Source organism: Brenneria goodwinii (genome assembly GCF_002291445.1).
GTDB lineage: Bacteria > Pseudomonadota > Gammaproteobacteria > Enterobacterales > Enterobacteriaceae > Brenneria > Brenneria goodwinii.
Genome location: NZ_CP014137.1, coordinates 3697366 through 3716905, shown reverse-complemented (window position 1 = coordinate 3716905; position 19540 = coordinate 3697366). Strand labels below are relative to the sequence as shown.

Below are 19540 nucleotides of genomic sequence, written 5' to 3'. Positions count from 1 at the left end.
CAGTTGTGGTTGGCAACCATAAGCAGCGGATTTTTTTATGCAGCAGTGCATGACCCCTCCCGGCAAATTGTCGGAAATTATACGCGCCGATGACGCTAATTCAAGCGGAAAACTTGATTTTTTACCCATCGCAATCGATTGCGGGATGAATATCACTTGCGGCAGGAGAGGCTAGCGAATGATTGCCAATATAAGGGGGCGACGTAAGTCATCTTTTCAGAATAACAGGCTGGCGAGCGTGCGGATTGAAGCGTATAAAGTCAGTTAAAACGGCATTTCATTTTAATCCGAGGTAATCATGATCACTGGCAATATCCATCATCTTGCGCTGGTTCCTTATCTGCCCGCGAAATTGCGTGAAGCGATTGAATACGTTAAGCAGAACATAACGGCGGATACGCCGTTGGGTAAGTATGATATCGATGGCGATAACGCGTTCGTTCTGATTTCCAACGACAGCACCGAAGCGCTGGAAAAGCGCCGCGCCGAGTATCACGCAAAATATCTGGATGTTCAGATTGTATTGTCGGGCGTGGAAGGCATGACGTTCAGCAATCTGCCGGCGGGCGAGCCCGACGTTGACTGGTTGGCGGATAAAGATATCGCTTTTTTACCTTCAGGCGGACAGGAAAAGCAGATGGTGATGCAGGAAGGCGATTTTGTGGTCTTTTTCCCCGGCGAAGTTCACAAGCCGCTGTGCGCGGTCGGAGAACCGGCGCGCGTGCGTAAAGCCGTGGTGAAGATTGACGCGGCATTGGTACGGTAGCGCCGTTTTCAGCATCTCTACCCACTATCCCCGTCATCCCCGCCAGCTATCCCCGTCATTCCCGTGTCAGTAGGCGGGGAACTCCTGCTGAAACCGTAAACAGCCATTGGCTGATTCCCGCCTGCGCGGGAATGACGGGAAGATGGCGATCAACCGCTTGATTAATCCTGACTCAGCGTCGCCACCATCACCGCTTTAATGGTGTGCATCCGGTTTTCCGCCTGATCGAACACAATGCTGTGCGCGGATTCAAACACTTCATCCGTGACTTCCATCCCGCCATGCAGGCCGTACTGTTCGGCCATCTGTTTGCCGAGTGTGGTTTGGTCGTCATGAAACGCCGGCAGGCAGTGCAGGAATTTCACCTGCGGATTACCGGTAGCGGCAATCATCGCCATGTTGACCTGATAAGGCTTCAGCAGAGTAATGCGCTCCTGCCAGGCCTCTTTGGGTTCGCCCATGGAGACCCACACGTCGGTATAGATGTAGTCGACGCCGGCCACGCCCTCGGCAATATCTTCCGTCAGGGTGATGCTGCCGCCGGTTTGTTGGGCCGCGGCCTGGCACTCCGCCACCAGTCCCTCTTCCGGCCAGCAGGCTTTGGGCGCGACCAGACGCAAATCCAGCCCGGTTAAGGCGGCGGCTTCCAGCATGGTATTGCCCATATTGTTACGGGCGTCGCCCACGTAGGCCATCTTCATGTCCGACAGCGACTTGGCCGGTAAATGCTCCTGCATCGTCAGCAGATCCGCCAGCAGCTGCGTCGGATGAAATTCATCCGTCAGACCGTTCCAGACAGGGACGCCGGCGTACTGCGCCAGCGTTTCAACGATCTGCTGGCCGTAGCCGCGGTACTGGATGCCGTCGTACATTTTTCCCAAAACGCGCGCCGTATCCTTGATGGACTCTTTGTGCCCGATTTGGCTTCCGCTCGGCGCCAGGTAGGTTACCTGCGCCCCTTGATCGTATGCAGCAACTTCGAAAGAGCAACGCGTACGTGTTGAATCTTTTTCGAAGATGAGTGCGATGTTCTTGCCTTGCAGATGGCGGATCTCTTTTCCGCTTTTTTTATCGGCTTTTAGTTTCGTCGACAGGGCTAAAAGAGTGGCAATTTCTACGGGCGTAAAATCCATTAATCTTAAAAAATGGCGTTTATAAAATGATGTCATGGCGCATATCTCCATGCGGCTCAGCCGCAATGATTGAATTAAAATTCACTTTATATGTGTAATTATTCAAATTCAAGTGTCAGGATCAAACTTTATGGTGGAGACGGCCGCAGGGCTGTGGGAGAATGGCGGAATATTACGTCGGTTAATGAGGAATGAGGTATGGCAAACCGCGAATTGCTGGAAGAACAACGTGAAGAGACACGGCTGATCATCGAAGAACTGCTGGATGACGGCAGCGATCCGGATGCGCTTTATACCATTGAGCACCATTTCTCAGCCGAGCAGTTCGACGTGCTGGAAAAAGTCGCCGTGGAAGCGTTCAAACTGGGTTATGAAGTGACGGATGCGGAAGAGCTTGAAGTGGAAGACGGCATTTTGTTGATGTGCTGTGATGCCATCAGTGAAGTGTCATTGAATGCGGAAGTGATCGACGCTCAGGTGGAACAACTTTTGACGCTGGCCGAACGCTATGGCGTGAACTACGACGGTTGGGGCACCTACTTTGAAGATCCCGATGGTGAGGAAGGCGAAGAAGCGAACGACGAAGACTTCTATGACGAAGATGATGATGGTAAGCGTCATTAATTATTAAGCTCCGCATCAAAGCCGTGGCCGTGAAAACGCCACGGCTGATGACCCGCCTCACTCCCCGCCTTTTATTCCACCTTGCCGATTCTGCCGTTGATCCCGCAAAGATCCTGAGCGCCTCCAAGGGGAAGATAAACGGGCTACAGCATTTTCAGCATGGTCACTTCACAATCGGTGTGACGGGTATTGCCCATGGAATAGGGAATATGTTCAAACCCTAATGACTGGTACAGGCGGATAGCGCTGGTTAAATGGCTGGTGGTTTCCAGATAGCAACGGCGAAAACCGTGCTGACGGGCAAAGTCCAGCGCCTGTAAGGCTAACTGTCTGGCCAACCCCTTGCCGCGCAGAACCGGTAAAAAATACATCTTTTGTAGTTCACACACATCTTCATCGCCGTCCACCAGCGGCGCGATGCCGCCGCCGCCAACCACTTCACCTTCATATTCCAGCACCCAATAGGCGCTATCCGGCTGGCTGTAAAGCTCAAACAGGCTGTCCAGATTAGGATCGGATACGGTGTAGCCTTTGTCCGCCGTCAAATTGAACTCGGCGGAAACGCAGCGGATAACACGGGCGATAGCAGCATTGTCTGGTGCCGTAATAGGACGAATCAAATAGTTGGCGGGAATGGCGGTTGTCATGATATTCGCTCTTATTTTTACGGTATTGGGAATCGAACGGCTACAGGCGGATTGTAATACCATTTAATCCCAAATTGATGCAATGCCCGATTGCTGTTGGGGGCGGATTAACCATAATGGATGGTTGCTGATGCGTTGGTGAGCCGGCGCAGATCGGTAACGTGTTCGCCGCTGTGGATTGCATGAAATGGCGCGCGGTATATCAGGCTGCCGGCGCGGATGTCCGGGCAAGGAGGTCAGGCATGAATGCCTGATATATCATCATATTAAAAACTATCTGTATAATATTTTGCCATAAATAAAACTATCGGATAATAATATTTTTTTCATTATTAGCTTGCTTAGTTTATTGGGATTTTTCCTAATAAACATTAACATCGGTGTTCTCATCTTCCATGATTGCCAAAGAGTTGTTTTATGGATAACCGCATAGTATCAGGGCTAGTGGGCGCTTTTCTGTTAATGCTGTCACCTTTAACGCACGCACAAGCTAATTTCCCGTCTCCCCAAGAGGCCGATTGGATTGTTCCCGAGTTCACGTTCAATAGTGGAGAGAAGCTGAAGGATCTTCGCATTCACTATTACACTATCGGCGATCGGAACAAGCCCGCCGTTTTATTACTGCACGGAACCAATCAACCGATTAAAGCGTTATTAGCGAATGGTTTCGGCGGGGAGTTGTTTGGTCCCGGTCAGGCGTTGGATAGTAGTAAATACTTTATTATTATGCCGGAAAGCATTGGATCCGGAAAATCATCTAAACCCTCTGATGGATTACGGATGAAATTTCCTCAATATGATTATAACGATATGGTGGAAGCGCAATATCGTTTGTTAAAAGAGGGAATGGGAATTAAACATTTGCGCCTGGTAATGGGTTATTCCATGGGCGGCATGCAAACCTGGATATGGGGTGAAAAACACCCTGACATGATGGAGGCGCTGGTGCCGATGGCATCATTGCCGAATGAATTATCCGGTCGTAACTGGATGATGCGGCGTATATTAATTGAATCCATCAAGAGCGATCCGGCATGGAATAATGGTAATTACACGCAGCAGCCGCCGGCGCTGAAGACGGCCAGCATTATGTTCAGTATCGCCACCACCGGCGGGACGCTGGCTTACCAGAGTAAAGCGCCGACCCGCGCCCAAGCCGATAAGCTGGTGGAAGAACGCCTGGCAGCCCCGTTAACCAGCGATGCGAATGACTTTATTTATATTTGGGGTTCGTCCGCAAATTATAATGCCGAGCCGGCATTGGGTAAAATCAAGGCTCCCGTTTTGGTTATTAATTCTGAAGATGATGAACGTAATCCTGTTGAAACAGGAATACTGGATAATGAGCTGAAAAAAATAAAGCAGGCCGATGTATTTATGATTCCTGCCAGTAAAGAAACCAGCGGACATGGCACAATGATGTCAGCGAAGTTTTATAAAGATAAGTTGAAAGATTTTTTAGAAAGTCATCCCACTCATAAATAACAATAAATAATTATCATTGACCGGTACGAAAAGTTATTTCTACCGGTCGTAATTCTTTTAAATGTTGTCATTCTTTTATTTTTATTGCGGTTCCATGTGTGAATAGCTTAATGGCTCCGGTGAGGCGCCAGGGCCCATACTTTCTCGTTTATCAGGCAATAGGGATAATTTATGTTTCGTAAGATAAAGATCCGTACCGCACTCAGTATCATGGTTTTTTCATTGGCCGCGTTATTGCTTTTTGTCGGTGTCTTAGGATTAGTCGCTCTGCAGTCGGGAAATAAATCATTTGGTCAGGTCGATAAAGAAGTTCTGCCTGGGTTGGTCGCGCTGAACGAAAGTTCTGAATTATTGTTGCGCGCCCGGCTGGATTTGCGTCTGTATGAATCGCTGATGGGAAGCGGTAACACCGATGCGGCCAAGGTGGCGCTGGGACGAGCGAAAGACAAAATTAACGGCGCCAATGGAAAATGGCAGCAATACCTGACGTATCCGCAATCCGAGCAGGAAAAAGTGATTTCGTCAGAGATGGCCGCGAATCGCGACAGCCTGATGAAAGACTTTATCGAGCCCGGCGTCGCTGCGCTTGAGGCCGGAAACCTGGATGAGTATCGCCAACGCGCGGGCAAGTCCACGGTGCTTTACGCCGCATTCGATAAATCGTCCAAAGCGCTGGTGAGCTACAAACTGCAGAGCATTGATACCGCCTACGATGACTCTAACGATCGCGTTAAAAGCATGACGGTCATTTTGTATGGCGCCATTGCGTGCGCCGTGCTGCTGGCGGCGCTGGCCTGGTCCATTATGACTAACTTGGTGGTGAAGCCGCTGAATCAGGCGATTGCGGTTTTTGACCGTATTGCCGAAGGCGATCTGCGGGCCAAAATCGATATCCGCGGGAAAAATGAAATCGCCCAGCTGTTTTCGGCGGTTCAGCGCATGCGCGATGGGCTGGAAAACATGGTGCTGGTGGTGCGCAACGGGACGGACGCGATCGGTATCGGAGTGGAAGAGATCGCATCGGGAAACATCGATCTCTCCAGCCGTACGGAGCAACAGGCCGCTTCATTGGATGAAACCGCATCGAGCATGGAACAGATCATGGCGACGGTGAAAAACAACGAGGACAACACCCGTAAAGCCAATGACCTGGCGCAGAAAGCCTCTGATTCCGCGTCCCGCGGCGGTAATGTCGTGTCGGAAGTGGTTGATACCATGCGCTCGATCAAACAGAGCTCCGCCAAGATTTCCGATATTGTCGGCGTGATTGACGGTATTGCTTTCCAGACTAACCTGCTGGCGCTGAATGCGGCGGTGGAGTCCGCCCGGGCCGGCCAGTACGGTAAAGGGTTTGCCGTGGTGGCGTCCGAAGTGAGAACGCTAGCCCAACGCAGCGCGACGGCGGCGAAAGAGATCGGCACGATGATTGATGCTTCTCTCAGCCGGATTGAGAAAGGCGCCGGGTTGGTTGAGGTAGCCGGTAATACCATGGATGAAGTCCTGATCGACGTGAAAAAAGTGGTGGATATCATGGATGAGATCATGCTGGCTTCCGGTGAGCAAAGCCGGGGCATTTCGCAGATTAATATCGCCATCAATCAAATGGATACGGCGACCCAGCAGAATGCGACGCTGGTGTCGGAAGTCGCGACGTCCGCCGGTTCTTTGCAGGAACAGGTGGCCAACCTGCAACAGTCCGTGACTCGTTTCCAGATTGAGAGAGAAAGGATGGATATTCCGTTATCGGAGCTGCGCCAGAATCTCGCGTTGGCGGACGCCCGCTAAGTCTTTAAATCTCCTTTATTGCCTGTTTTCGATAGGGTCATCCCGGTAGCGAAAACAGGCGATACATTTCAGATTGCCGTTACCCATGGCGTACGTCGCCTTGCGGCCCGTTTTCAGCGGCAACATATTAATTTTATTAATGTATTTGCCTTTAATCTGATATATGAGCGAATAAGATTCTTCTTATTTCTGAACGGCTATTTTCGGTGTGAAAATGTAACTAATAATTTAATTTTATGGTGTAACAATAATGACAAGGATTGTTTCCTTTGGTTGTTTATTAAATAAAATCAATCTGTTAAATAAAAAACCCCATTTGGGGACCGATTTTTTACGTTATTTTCTATTAACGGTTCCTTTACCTTTCTTTGCAATGGCAGTGAATGCGGCTGAGCCCATTGATCCGTCTCAGATCGATAACCGGCAGATCAACCAGCAGCAAATCAACCAGCAGGAACGGCAACGGGCGCAGGAACGTCAACTGACGCCGCAGGCGCCGGATGTCCGCCTGCAGCCTCCCGGATCTTTCCTGACCCGTTTGCATTTCCCCGTGGAAATGACCCCATGCTTCCCAATCAAAAAGGTCGATCTGCACGGTACCCAGGACTTCCCTGGCTGGCTGCCATTGCAGCGACTGGCCGATCAGGCGGTGGATCGCTGCCTGGGGGCGAAAGGGATCAATTTGCTGATGAGCGCCTTGCAAAACCGGTTGATCGATCACGGCTATGTCACCGCGCGCGTTCTGGCACCGGCGCAGGATCTGAAAAGCGGTACGCTGACGCTCGCTATCGTGCCGGGCTATGTCCGCTCGGTGAAACTGACGGCGGACAGCGATGACTATATTCAGCTCTACAGCGCTTTTCCGGCTCATGAGGGGAACCTGCTCGACCTGCGCGATATCGAGCAAGGGCTGGAAAATTTGCAGCGCCTTCCCACCGTGCAGGCAAGTATGGAGATTATCCCCGGCGAACAACCGGGCGAGAGCGATATCGTCATTACCCGCAAGCAGGAAAAAATGTGGCGTCTTGGTCTGTCGCTGGATGACTCCGGAACCAAAAGCACCGGCCGCTATCAGGGGGGCGCCACGCTCTCGCTTGATAATCCTTTTTCACTCAGCGATCTCCTCTACGTCTCCGCCAGCCGCGATTTGCATGATAAGGGTGGAAAGGGGAGCCGCAACTATACGGCGCACTACTCGGTTCCTTTTGGGTACTGGATGCTGGGGATCACCGGCAGCGATTATGACTATCACCAGACGGTGGCCGGTCTAAATGAGGATTACCGTTACAGCGGCAGAAGTAAAAATCTCAATGTGCAGTTAAGCCGCGTACTGCACCGCAGCAGCAGCCAGAAAACCACGTTGACCTATGATGTGCTGGCGCGCGAAACCCGCAACTTTATCAACGACACCGAGGTGGAGGTGCAGCGCCGCCAGACTGCCGCATGGCGGCTGGGGCTGCAACACCGCCACTATATCGGCCAGGCCACGTTTGACGCCGGCGTCAGCTACCAGCGCGGCACCCGCTGGTTCGGCGCGCGTCCTGCGCCGGAAGAGTTTGGCGGCTATGCGACGGCGCTCGGCAAAATTTTGCAGTTTAACGCCGGGCTCGACGTGCCCTTTGACATCGGTTCGCAGTCGTTCCGCTACAACGTGCAGTACCTGCGCCAGATGAGCAACACGCCGCTTACGCCCCAGGATCAGTTCGCCATCGGCAACCGTTGGACGGTGCGCGGTTTTGATGGCGAACGCACCCTTAACGCCAGCCGCGGCTGGTATGTGCGCAACGATCTGGCCTGGCGCACGCCGCTGCCGAATCAGGAACTGTATCTTGGCGCCGACTACGGCGAGGTGGGCGGCGCAGGCACGGAAACCCTGGTCGGCAATCATCTGGCGGGCGGCGTCGTCGGCCTGCGCGGCTACGTACTCAACACCAGCTATGACCTGTTCGCCGGCGTTCCCTTCTCGAAACCGGACGGCTTTGAAACCGACTCCGCGACTTTCGGGTTCAACCTCAACTGGAGCTGGTAATGCGCGTCGGAAATTATGACATCAAAGCGCCGCTGCTCCTGGGCGGCGAAGCGAACGAAGCGGAAGCGCTTGGCGCCTCCGTGTGGTTGTGGATGCATTCGCCGCTGCATCGCGATGCGCCGTTACACGCGTTACCGACGCTGCTGTTGCCCATCATCAAACGCCGGCAGTACGTTTTGGTCGCCGAGCGGGAGCGCCCCATTTTCTTTCTGAGCTGGGCGTGGCTCAACCTGGAATCGGAGGCGCGCTATCTCACTCGCCCCGCTATCCACATGAAGGAAGAAGACTGGGACAGCGGCGATCGGATGTGGCTGTGCGACTGGATCGCGCCTTTTGGACACACCGCCGCGATGAACAAACTGATGCGCGATGACATTTTCCCCGACCACAGCGCCCGCGCGTTGTACCACCGCGGACAGGAACGCGGTAAACGCGTAATGATGTTCCACGGCGCGCGAGTCAGCCGCGAGGCGGCAAAAAATTGGTGTAAAGCACATCCCCTGGCCGTTGATCTGCCGGAAGTTTTAACAGGAAGGACACTGAGATGAACAAGAACCTGTATCGTATCGTTTTTAACAAAGCGCGCGGCATGCTGATGGTCGTGGCGGATATCGCCCGCTCCGGCCGCGCCGGTTCTTCACCCTCTTCCGGCATTGGGCATACGCACGGCCGCCTTATCGGCAAAGTCAGCGCGATCGGCTTCGGCCTCTGGCTGGCGATGGGGGTGGTGCAGCCCGTTCAGGCGAATATTGTGGCTGACAGAGGCGCGCCGAAAAACCAGCAGCCGACCATTCTCAATAGCGCCAACGGTACGCCGCAGGTCAATATTCAGACGCCTTCCGCCGGCGGCGTCTCGCGCAATAGCTTCAGCCAGTTCGATGTTGATCAGAAGGGCGCCATTCTCAATAACTCCCGCCAAAATGCGCAGACGCAGTTGGGGGGCATGGTGACGGGCAACCCGTGGCTTGCCAAGGGGGAGGCCAAAATCATTCTCAATGAGGTCAACTCGCGCGATCCGAGCCGTCTGAATGGCTTCATTGAAGTGGCGGGTAAAAAAGCGCAGGTGGTGATCGCCAACCCGGCCGGCATTACCTGTAGCGGCTGCGGCTTTATCAACGCGAATCGCGCTACGCTCACCACCGGCCAGGTGCAGATGAACAACGGCGACATAACCGGCTATAACGTTGAACGGGGCGAGGTGGTGGTGGATGGAGCGGGTATGGATACCTCCGGTGCGGATTACACCGATATCATCGCCCGTTCGGTAAAAATCAACGCCGGTCTGTGGGCCAATGATTTGAAAGTCACGACCGGGCGCAACAAGGTCGATGCCGAGCATGACCGTATAGAAAAAAGCGCCGGCGATCCCGCCACGTCCCCGCAACTGGCGCTGGATACCGCCTCCCTCGGCGGCATGTACGCGGGCAAAATCCGCATGGTCGGCACGGAAAGCGGCGTGGGCGTGCGTAACGCGGGCGCCATCGGCGCGCAGGCGGGCAGCGTGGTGATCACCGCTGACGGACGTATTGAAAACAGCGGCGCTATCGGCGCCAGCGACGATACGCAACTGGCGTCTAACGCGGGCATAACCAACAGCGGTACGGTTCGCGCCGGGAATAACGCCGGCATCCAGAGTCAAGGCGCGATCAACAACAGCGGCTCCGTCATTGCGGGCAACAATGCGCAGCTCCAGTCGGCCACGCTGACCAGCAGCAAAGGAAGCGTGCTGGCGGCAGGCGTGAAAGATAACGGGCAACTGGCGCAAAAAGGCGATTTGCGACTGAGCGCCAGCGGCCAGTTGAACGCGCATGGCAAAACGTTGGCGGGCGGCAATCTCAGCGTCAGCAGTCAGGGGATGGATCTCAGCGATAGCCAGACTCAGGGAACGCAAGTTGAACTGGACGCCGGGAAAGGCAATCTCAACACACAAAATGCACAGGTTTACGCGCAGCAACTGACGGCGCGTACCGACAAGCAACTGAATAATGATGGCGGTACGCTCGGCGCCGACGCCGTGGCCCTTTCAGCGCAGAGTCTGTCGAACCGGCAGGGAGAAATCGTCCAGACCGGCAACGGCGATCTGGCGTTAAACCTGCCGGGCGAGATTAATAACCAGCAGGGGAAAATTGCCGCCAACGGTAATGTTAACCTGAGTGCGCAGACGCTTAACAACCAGAGCGGCAACGTGCTGGCGGCACAGAACGGCAACCTGAACGCCCAGGTTAAAGGCAAGCTGGATAACCGGAAAGGAACGCTTGCCGCGGCCGGGAATACCACCGTAGACGCTTCCGAACTCGATAATGAAGAAGGCCTGGTATCCGCCTCGGCCGGCAAGGGCGAGATTCGCAGCCAACAGGCCATCAATAACCGTAACGGGCGTATTGAGGCGGCCAAATCACAACGTATCGAATCCGGCGGGATGGGAAACCAGCAGGGCGTGGTGCTGGCCGAGGGGCTCGATCTGGCGCTGAACGACGGTACGCTCAATAACCAGTCCGGCATCCTGCTCTCTTATGGCGCGTTGGGGATCAATAGCGGCGCGCTGAATAACCAGAACGGATCGGTCATCAGCCACGGAACGCTGGCCTACAAAGGTCTGGCGGTGGACAACAGCAACGGGGTGTTCGGCTCCGAACAGGCGCTGGCGGCCGACTTCACTACCTTCCTCAATCTGGACGGTTCTATTAAATCCGGCAGCGGGATGACCCTTAACGCTTCCCAGTGGCTGGATAACAGCGCCGGCGTTATCGGCGCGGGCAATGCGCTCTCGCTTGACGCCGGCGAACTGCGTAACCGACAAGGTACGCTGGTCAGCGGCGATGCGGCAGAGATTAACGCCGATACTCTGGACAATCGCGCTGGACAACTGGCGGCGCAAAAAGCGCTCACTCTTCGCGGCGAACGCATCAACAATGATGACGGCGGGCTTATTCAGAGCGGCGATAGCTTGGCTGTCGACGCCGGCGAGCTGACTAACCGCAACAGCGGCGAAAAAGGCGGCCTGATCGGCCAGGGCGCAATGACGCTGGCGGCCGATGCGCTCACCAATAACCACGGTCTTATCCTTGCCGGCAACGCGTTTTCGTTGACCGGCGGCCAGCTTGACAACACTGCCGGACAGTTGGTTTCCGCCGACGCGCTGACGCTCTCGTTAAGCGAAGGGCTGACAAACCAATCCGGCCTGATACAGGGCGGAAGCGTCGCGCTCGCTACCCAGGGACAGACCTTTAACAACCAGTCGGGAACGCTCAATAGCCTCGGTACGTTAACCCTGAGTAGCGGCGAGCTGAACAACCAGGGCGGCACGCTGGCGGCGAAAGGCGGGCTCGACCTTATCGCCGCGGATCTGGATAACCGCGATGGAGGGCGCGTCATCGGTGAATCAAACGCCAGTTTGCATACCGGCAACCTGCAAAACGGCGGCGGGCAGATTCAGGCGGTGGGCGATGTGCTGCTTGATAACGCCAAAGGCGCGATCGATAACGTCTCCGGGCTTATCCGCAGCGGCGCGAACCTTACCCTCAATGCGCTTAATGTGGTTAATCAGAACACCCAGGGCGCGAATCAGGGGCTGGAAGGCCAGACCGTCAATCTCAACACCGGCGGACTCAACAACCAGAGCGGCAGTATCCTTGCCGATAACGCGCTGACGATTAGCAATAACGGCGAGTTGAACAACAGTGCAGGCGCGCTGGCCTCTTCCGGTGCGTTGAAGGTGAGCGGCTCAGGACTTAATCTCATCAACCGCGACGGTGTGGTGCAAGCGGGTACGCAGCTGGATATCCAGGCGGATAACGTCGACGGAAGCGGGCAATTGCTCTCGCTTGGCGATATGACGCTGCAAAGCCATCAGTCGTTTGCCAATAGCGGCACGGCGATCGCCAACGGCAATTTCACGCTCATCACGCCGGGAAGCATCACCAACAGCGGCCGGCTGCTGGCGGGGAGTAAACTCGATCTGCGCGGCGGCAACCTGACGAATACGGCGGCCGGCGAAATCAATGCCGGACAGAATTGGCTGAATGTTGACGGCACGCTACTTAATTACGGGCTGATTGACGGCGGGTATACGCGCCTCAACGCCGGTACGCTCACCAATACCGGTAGCGGGCGTATTTATGGCGACGCCATCGGCGTGAACGCGGCGACGTTCAACAATCAGGCCGAAAACGGCGCGGCGGCTACCCTTGCCGGCCGCGAACGCGTGGATATCGGCGTTCAAACACTCAACAACAGCGGGCACGGCCTGATCTATAGCGCGGGCGATATGGCGATGGGCGGCGCGCTGGCTGAAAATGGCGCGGCGACGGGGCTGGCGACCACGATCAACAACCATAGCGCTACCATTGAGTCTGCCGGAAACATGGCGATCGCCGCCGGGCAGATCAATAACATCAACGACAACTTCGCCACCGAACTCGTCACCGTTTCCAGCGGACCGGTGACCGAATATCAGCATGCCGGCTCGCCGAATCGCTGGAACGCCGACGAGGAGGGCGTCTTTGTCGACGGCAACTCGTCAGACGGCCTGCGCAACCTGAACACGCCGGAAGATACGGGTTCGAATAACGATAGCTTCAGCCAGTACGACTACAACCGTACGGTGCAGGAGGCGCGGATTAAAACGTCCGATCCGGCGCAAATCCTTGCTGGCGGCAACATAACGTTGGCCGGCGATGCGCTCTTCAACGATAAAAGCCGGATTGTCGCGGGCGGTACGCTGGAAACCAGCGGCATGAGAGAGGTTAAAAACGACGACGTGTCCGGCGAGCGCCATACCAGCGATGCGGGCTGGGTGACGCACTACTACCGTATCCGCCATAAAGGTACGGATGAACAAGGCGCCGATCGCACCGCCTACACCCCGCCAACGGTGATTCAGACCATTGCGCTTAAGCCGGGCCAGCTTGTCAGTAATGGCGAGGTTCAGGGCAGTTCGCTCAACCTTAATGCGCTGACGCCGCAGGGTATCGATCTAACCATCGGCCAGGCGGGAGCGGTCACGGCGCAGGTGAATGGCGACTCCCGCGCGCCGCAATTACAGTCGGTGTCCGCCGGCGAGCCGGTTACCCCGCCGCCGGGTCAGCAGTTTGAGGTCAATCCTCCGGAAGGAACCATCCGCATCGTCGGCCCGGACACTAAACTGCCGGATAACAGTCTGTTCACCGTTAACCCGTCGACGGACGTGCCCTACCTGGTGGAGACCGATCCGCGCTTCACCAATGAGAAACAGTGGCTCGGCAGCGATTATATGCAGAACGCCTTCAATCAGAGCGGCGATAACACGGCCAAGCGCCTTGGCGACGGCTACTATGAGCAGCGTCTGGTCCGCGAGCAGGTGATTGAACTGACCGGCCAGCGCTATCTGGACGGCTACGCCAGCGACGAAGAACAATTCAAAGCATTAATGGATCAAGGGATTACGTTCGGCAAACAGTACGCGTTGAAACTTGGCGTGGCGCTGACGCCGGAGCAGATGGCGCTGCTGACCGGCGATATCGTCTGGCTGGTGAATAGCGAGGTGAACATGCCGGATGGCTCCATGCAGACGGTGCTGGTGCCGCAGGTCTACGCCAAAGTGAAACCTGACGATATAGACGGCTCCGGGGCGCTGATTGCCGGTAACAATGTCGTGATGAAACTCGATGGCGATCTGTTTAACCGCGGCACCATCGCCGGACGCCGCGTGTTGCAGTTGAATGCCGATAATATTACCAACCAGACCGGCACTATTCAGGGGGCCGATGTCGGCCTGAACGCCCGGACGGATATCAACAATATCGGCGGCATTATTCAAGGCAACGACAGCCTGCTGGCAAGCGCCGGACGCGATATTAACGCCGCCGCCACCGTACGCAGCGCGGAAAGCGCCACGGATCAGAACCGTTTCGCCAGAACCACCATCGACAGCGTTTCCGGCATTTACGTTCAGGGCGAGGACGGCAAGTTGACCCTCCAGGCCGGGCGCGATCTGAACCTGACGGCAGCCCAGGTAGTGAACAGCGGCGAAAATGGTCAGACGCGGCTTATCGCCCAGCGCGATCTGAACCTCGATACCGTCACCACCGCCAGCAGCGACGACCTGGTCTGGGACAGCGAGAACACCCTGAAGCAAAGCCGGCGCGACAGCGTGGGCAGCGAAGTGGTCGGTAAAGGCGATGTTACGCTGGCGGCGGGTAACGACATTAACGCGCAGGCGGCGTTGCTCTCATCGGAGAATGCGCTGCAACTGAGCGCCGGGCATGACGTGAACATTAAAGGCGCGGAGAATACGCTCGATCTGGATGAACGCCATAAGGTAACGGGCAGCAGCGGCTGGCTGTCGAAGACCACCACCCGTACGCATGACGTCGTCTCCCGCCAGACGGTACAGGGCAGCGAGCTCAGCGGCGATAAGGTTGACATCAAAGCGGGCAACGACCTTGCCGTGCTGGGCAGCAGCGTGGCGGGCAGCGGCGACGTGTCTCTGCTGGCGGGCAACGATCTGACCGTCGGCGGTATGAGCGAACGTAATAACGAACAGCATGAGAAACAGGAGAAAAAATCCGGTCTGATGAGCTCCGGCGGCATTGGTTTCAGCATCGGCACGCAAAGCCTGAAAGTGACCGATACCGGCCAGGACGTGACGCAGTTGGGCAGCACGGTCGGCAGCGTAAACGGCGATCTGACGCTGGGAGCGGGCAACAACCTCGCCGTGACCGGCTCGGAGCTGGTGGCGGGCAATGATATGACGCTCAGCGGTAAGAACGTCAACATCGAAGCGGCGCAGAATCAGAGCCGCCAGACGCACGAAGTGGAGCAGAAAACGTCGGGCCTGACGCTGGCGCTCTCCGGTATGGCGGGCAGCGCGTTGAATACCGCCGTGTCGACGGCGCAGAGCGCCAGAGACACCGATAATGACCGCCTGAAAGCGCTGCAAGGAGTGAAGGCGACGCTGAGCGGCGTGCAGGCGGCACAGGCGGCGCGTTTGGACGCGGCGCAAGGCGGGGATGCGGCAAACAATAATACCGTGGGCGTCAGCCTCTCTTACGGCAGCCAGTCATCGAAATCAACGCAGCGCAGCGAGCAGAACACCGCGCAGGGCAGCAGCCTGACGGCGGGCAACGATCTCAGCATTAGCGCGACCGGTTCCGGCGCGCAAGGCCAGGACGGCGACCTGACGCTACAAGGCAGCCAGCTTAAGGCGGGGAACAACGTGCTGCTTGCCGCCAATCGCGACCTCAACCTGCTTTCGGCGGAGAACACCCAACAGCTTGAGGGCAAAAACGAAAGCAGCGGCGGCAGCGTCGGCGTGGGCATTGGCGTCGGTTCCGGCGGCTGGGGCATCAGCGTCTCCGCCAGCGTCAACAAGGGCAAAGGCAGCGAGAGCGGCAACGGCACCACCCATACCGAAACCACGGTGGATGCGGGACGCCAGGTCACGATACTCAGCGGGCGCGATACCACGCTCACCGGCGCGCAGGTCAGCGGCGAGACGGTGAAAGCGGAGGTGGGGCGCAACCTGACGATGACCTCGGAGCAGGACAGCGACCGCTACGACGCGAAACAGCAGAACGCCAGCGCCGGCGGCAGCTTCACCTTTGGCTCGATGAGCGGCTCGGCGAGCGTCAACCTGAGCAGGGACAAGATGCACAGCAACTACGATTCGGTGGTTGAGCAAACGGGCATTTTCGCCGGTAAGGGCGGCTTTGACGTGACGGTGGGCGAACATACCCAGCTCAACGGCGCGGTCATCGGTTCGACCGCCACGCCGGACAAAAACCGGCTCGATACCGGTACGCTGGGCTTTGGCGATATCCATAATCAGGCGGACTATAAGGTAGAGCATCAGAGCATCGGCATAAGCACCGGCGGCAGCATCGGCAGTCAGTTCGCGGGCAATATGGCGAATGGTCTGCTGGTGGGGTCGGATAGTGAAGGTCATGACAGCGGCACCACCCGTGCGGCGGTATCCGCAGGCACGATAACCCTTCGCGACCCGAACAGGCAGACGCAGGATGTGGCGGATCTGAGCCGTGATGTGGAGCACGCCAACCAGACGCTATCGCCGATATTCGACAAGGAGAAAGAGCAAAACCGGCTGCAACAGGCGCAACTGATAGGCGAAATCGGCAATCAGGTGGCGGATATCGCGCGCACGGAAGGGCAAATTCAGGCGACAAACAAAGCGAAAGCGCAACACCCGAATTATACCGCCGAGCAACTGCGAGAAACGGATACCTACAAAACCGAAATGCAGAAATATGGCACCGGCAGCGCGGTCCAGCGGGCGATACAGGCGGCGACGGCGGCGGTGCAGGGGCTGGCCGGGGGAGATATGCAGGCGGCAATTGCCGGTGGCGTGGCGCCTTATGTGGCCAATGTCATCGCTCAGACAATACCGGAAGATAATATGGCCGGGCGGGTACTGGCGCACGCGACAGTGAACGCGGCGCTGGCGGCGATGCAGGGCAAGGATGGCGCGACAGCGGCGGCAGGCGCGGCGACCGGCGAGCTGATGGGGATGATAGCGACCGAAGCGTATGGTAAAAAGGTCGGTGAACTGAGCGAGGAAGAGAAACAGACGATATCGGCGCTGGCGACGCTGGCCTCAGGGTTGGCAGGCGGACTGGTGGGAGACAGCTCCGCATCCGCCCTGGCCGGCGCCCAGTCAGGGAAGACGACGATCGACAATAATTTCTTTAGCCCGGATAGTATGCCGCAAGGATTGCAGGATTACGGTCAGTCGGTGTCATCGCTGTATACCAATACCAACCTGACGGACGAGGAAGGAAATGTGCTGAACCCGGTAACGGAAGAAGAGCGGCAGTATGCGATGCATAAACTGCTGACGGGGACGATGCCGGAAGGGCAGGACATTTCCAAAGCGATAGTGGACGGCTATACGAACGGCGTACTGATAGCCGGTGCGTGGTATCTGGGGCCGGCGGCGTCAATAGGCAAAGTGGCGGTAAGTTCCGCGCTGAGTGGCGGCGCGAATGCCGCGTATCAATGGTATGACCTGAGCCAGCCGGGTAATGAAAACAAGACCTATGATTATTGGAGTACCACGGCGGCGTTAGTTACTGGCGGGTTAGCTCCGGGGCGTAATATTTTGCCGAACGTCGGTATAGCGATGGGAGGCGCGGTATTTACGGATGGGGCGGATAAGGGGGCAATTATTGGTGCAGGCGTGGGAGCGTGGAGTGGGGGATTAGTGGGTAAATATGCACCTGATTTACTTAGACCTGCATTAGGCTCCTCGTCTGGTTTTTGGGCTGAGATAGGTAGTACCTTTACATCTGAAGTCGTGGGAGATGCAACTTCAGATGCCATTAACCAGAAGGGAGATAAGAAATGAGTAAAAAACCAACCTTCACGCTTCTTATCTTAAGCATTTTATATGGGACTATATGCTTTTTCTTGTTGGGAATAGTTTTGAGATTAGTTATTACTTATGTGTATGCGGGTAATTTTTATATTGGTATGGACGCGATATTTAAGACTTTAATTATGAGTGGAATAGCGGGAGTCGCTACTGGTAGTGGTTCATGGATCTTTGCCAAGATAGATGAACGCAAAGCCCGTAAATCAGAGCATACTGATCCATAAACTCAAATTAATATATGAATCCCGACTCCTAAAACAGGCCGGGGATTTTTTTATCTGTCATTCAGTCACAATGCGGATCACCAGTTTACCCCGCTCAACGCGATAACGGGCGGGGCGGCTTTTTACCGCCGTTGAGGACGTAACGGATAGTGCTCTGCCGTTCGCAATGTGTTTTTTTAGCTACGTCAGCGGATAGGGTTGAGTACTAAAACGACTAATGGCAGCGGTAATCGATGCTGCTATGATGTAGCCGTTGCAGGCAGGGAGGCCACGGCGGGGCGGTAGCGTGTCGGAGGGGATTGTGCGGGCATCGAAATGTACCGACGAAATTTATATTTAACTTAATGAATAATAAAATAAAAATAATATTCGATGGCCGGTTTCTCAACGGCAAGCGTTATTATGGAGAATAATTTCCTGAGCTTTGATGAGGCTCGGGCTTGTGATAAAGACATGACGGCTTGCAAAGCTTCTGGTGACGACTGTAATGCGGTTATTCGTAAGTACGACGCGTTGAATAAGGAAAACCGTGAAGAGTTGCAACAGATGTTGGCGACAGACCCTCCGGTTGTTCTGAGTGGTGAAACTAAATGGAATGTTAAAGGCGGATTGTCTATACGGTTCGTTGGATAACCGGGATGTAAGGATCTCAAGTTCTTGAAAGGCTATATAACCGTCGGGATCGTGTCATGGCCGATGTTAACGATCCGACGTCATGGTCAGTAAGGCCATAGTGACCAATTCAGTGGCTAAGGAAAAAAACATTCCCTGGGAATTGGTTTCCTGGATATCCATTAACTCAAATATCTGTTAGAAATTTCGACGCTAAATCGGTAATAAATAATTTTGTGTTTAATTTATTTTTAATATGGAGACGTTGTATGAAATGTAATTCATTTATTTTGATATTTATATTTTTTATCTCTGGATGCTCTGTGGATATGAGTAGTTCTATGTCTGATTATCAAGGAAGTGATAAGGCTTTCATTCGAGTTGATAATTCTTTTCAGCCAACACCTTTTCGGCTGGAGAAAATGCTACCTGCCGAAGGGTGCATGAAATCAGACGGGGTATATGGACTCACATCAAAAGTAGCCGTAATGGGTATAAAAACCAGTTATTCAAAAAGAGTCAATGGGATAGAACCTCCTTCTAAGGATTTTTTAAATCGGGGTTATCTGGAATATACTATTCAGAGCGGGCAAGTGTATAAAATATGGTGGCGCTTCGATGAGAAAAGTATGTATGGCATAGATTTGGGGAGAACATTTGAAAATTCATTTACAGCAGAAGATGGGCATACTTATGAAATTCAAACTAAAGGTAATGACGTTGTTATTTATGACATCTCGGAAAACCAGGAAGCACCTTCTGTAAGCATTAAAGAGTGTCATTACAACAGAACGATGTTGGGTAAAAAAGAATACTTGTAACACGATGGTGCAGGAAATGTGCTGAACCCGGTAACGGAAGAAGAGCG

Annotated in this window: 12 protein-coding genes; 10 read left to right on the top strand and 2 right to left on the bottom strand. The window is 54.9% G+C overall.

All coding sequences use genetic code 11. From position 1 onward, the window contains the following. Positions 1 to 298: 298 nt before the first annotated feature. Positions 299 to 766 (top strand): NanQ anomerase/TabA/YiaL family protein, encoded by a 468-nt coding sequence (locus ACN28R_RS16490; RefSeq protein WP_095834971.1) that lies wholly within the window; start codon positions 299 to 301, stop codon positions 764 to 766. Positions 767 to 927: 161 nt separating this feature from the next. On the opposite strand, the gene argF is transcribed toward ACN28R_RS16490, so the two are convergent. After that, a complete protein-coding gene (gene argF, locus ACN28R_RS16485) occupies positions 928 to 1935 on the bottom strand; it encodes an ornithine carbamoyltransferase (RefSeq protein ID WP_095834970.1) in 1008 nt (335 codons plus the stop codon). A 162-nt stretch (positions 1936 to 2097) separates the two neighbouring features. Between argF and rraB the strand changes: the two genes are divergently transcribed. Further along, entirely contained in the window at positions 2098 to 2523 is a 426-nt protein-coding gene (rraB, locus tag ACN28R_RS16480; RefSeq protein ID WP_048636407.1) for a ribonuclease E inhibitor RraB, read from the top strand. Between the two features lie 143 nt (positions 2524 to 2666). On the opposite strand, the gene ACN28R_RS16475 is transcribed toward rraB, so the two are convergent. Continuing rightward, complete coding sequence (locus tag ACN28R_RS16475) at positions 2667 to 3170, bottom strand: GNAT family N-acetyltransferase (protein ID WP_048636406.1); 504 nt, start codon at positions 3168 to 3170, stop codon at positions 2667 to 2669. A 417-nt stretch (positions 3171 to 3587) separates the two neighbouring features. On the opposite strand from ACN28R_RS16475, the gene ACN28R_RS16470 reads away from it, so the two are divergent. The 8 genes from ACN28R_RS16470 (at position 3588) to ACN28R_RS16435 (ending at position 19493) form a co-directional block, all read left to right on the top strand. After that, on the top strand, positions 3588 to 4655 hold the full coding sequence (locus tag ACN28R_RS16470) for an alpha/beta fold hydrolase (protein ID WP_048636405.1): 1068 nt from the start codon (positions 3588 to 3590) through the stop codon (positions 4653 to 4655). Between the two features lie 171 nt (positions 4656 to 4826). Continuing rightward, a complete protein-coding gene (locus ACN28R_RS16465; RefSeq protein WP_095834969.1) occupies positions 4827 to 6440 on the top strand; it encodes a methyl-accepting chemotaxis protein in 1614 nt (537 codons plus the stop codon). A 373-nt stretch (positions 6441 to 6813) separates the two neighbouring features. After that, a complete protein-coding gene (locus ACN28R_RS16460; protein WP_095835832.1) occupies positions 6814 to 8469 on the top strand; it encodes a ShlB/FhaC/HecB family hemolysin secretion/activation protein in 1656 nt (551 codons plus the stop codon). After that, positions 8469 to 9017, top strand: a complete 549-nt coding sequence (locus tag ACN28R_RS16455; RefSeq protein WP_095834968.1) for a toxin-activating lysine-acyltransferase — start codon at positions 8469 to 8471, stop codon at positions 9015 to 9017. The genes ACN28R_RS16460 and ACN28R_RS16455 overlap by 1 nt, the downstream gene beginning before the upstream one ends. Then, on the top strand, positions 9014 to 17809 hold the full coding sequence (locus ACN28R_RS16450; protein ID WP_095834967.1) for a hemagglutinin repeat-containing protein: 8796 nt from the start codon (positions 9014 to 9016) through the stop codon (positions 17807 to 17809). Before ACN28R_RS16455 ends, ACN28R_RS16450 begins: the two co-directional genes overlap by 4 nt. Then, the gene (locus ACN28R_RS16445; protein ID WP_095834966.1) at positions 17806 to 18060 is read left to right on the top strand and encodes a DUF3021 family protein; all 255 of its coding nucleotides are present in this window, start codon (positions 17806 to 17808) and stop codon (positions 18058 to 18060) included. Before ACN28R_RS16450 ends, ACN28R_RS16445 begins: the two co-directional genes overlap by 4 nt. 402 nt (positions 18061 to 18462) lie before the next feature. Then, a complete protein-coding gene (locus ACN28R_RS16440) occupies positions 18463 to 18693 on the top strand; it encodes a hypothetical protein (protein WP_145957978.1) in 231 nt (76 codons plus the stop codon). A gap of 320 nt (positions 18694 to 19013) precedes the next feature. Continuing rightward, positions 19014 to 19493 (top strand): hypothetical protein, encoded by a 480-nt coding sequence (locus ACN28R_RS16435; RefSeq protein ID WP_145957977.1) that lies wholly within the window; start codon positions 19014 to 19016, stop codon positions 19491 to 19493. Positions 19494 to 19540: the final 47 nt, after the last annotated feature.